Below are 999 nucleotides of genomic sequence, written 5' to 3'. Positions count from 1 at the left end.
TTTTTTGTTCCTCTGCAACCGCTTTATAGACTTCTGAAAGTACATAAAAACAAACCACTTTATGAACTATTTTTATCGGTATATGCCTACCTAAACCAACGTGCTTTTATAGCAAACTATGTACAAGAAGATTGTTTTGTGGCTTATGCCTATGAAATGTTGCAGGATTGTATTAGCCAAGACTATGAAGAAATAGCAGAAAAAGACCACCTCCTGCACCTTTTAAAGCAGGCACAACAAATAGGTGCTATTCTTTCCAAAAAGATACGCAACCCTTGCCATTTAGACTTTTTTCAAAGACGTATAAACCGCTTTATTCCTAAGAATGATTTAGAAGCCGAATGCCTTGCCCTCTCACAAGCCTTTTATACCTTGTGGCAGGATTTTCCTAACCACTCTATCTATACCCATTTGCACAGAGCAAAGGACTATGAGCAAGGTGAAGAAGAACTTTTTGAGGTAGAGAAATACCTATCTTTTGTCTATGAAGACCAAAGCGACCTATTCCATACCTATCTTTTAGATTGGCTCAATGGAGAATACTCCCAATGCAGTGAGATAGAACTCCCTACCATTTACAAACATTTCAACAGCACAACACCCCTTGCTAACTTTGATTTTGAACAGCGTTTCTTTCCTCTCTTAACCGAACTTATAACCCTTTTAAACCGCATTTAAAATGAAATACACAGACCTCACCCCAGAAGTAGGGGAAGTATATCGCCCTACATCAGCACTTGTTTTTTACGAAGACAGTAACCGCTACAACCCACAGAGTTATGTAGAGTACTTACACCTTGATAGCAATGGTAATCCTACAAGCGCACAACCGCTTACCCTCGACCAAGCGCAAGCACTTGCCAAAACGCTCACCTGCCAAAAAGAGCAAGCACAAGCCTTTTTAGTCCCCAAAGGTATTATCTCTCGCAGGGTGCTCCATCTATCCCATAAAGGTGAGGGGCAGGCTGTTTGGTACTCTAAAGCACAAAAAAAGCAGTT

General features: G+C 40.5%; 2 pseudogenes. Both read left to right on the top strand.

The features are described from left to right. Positions 1 to 678: pseudogene (locus tag HMPREF1551_RS06115) on the top strand (hypothetical protein); the annotation flags it as partial. 1 nt (position 679) lies between these two features. After that, positions 680 to 999, top strand: a pseudogene (locus HMPREF1551_RS06110) (PRTRC system protein B); the annotation flags it as partial.

The organism is Capnocytophaga sp. oral taxon 863 str. F0517 (assembly GCF_000466425.1).
GTDB lineage: Bacteria > Bacteroidota > Bacteroidia > Flavobacteriales > Flavobacteriaceae > Capnocytophaga.
Note: the sequence above shows the minus strand (reverse complement) of the source record. Positions and strands in the feature narration are given on the sequence as shown.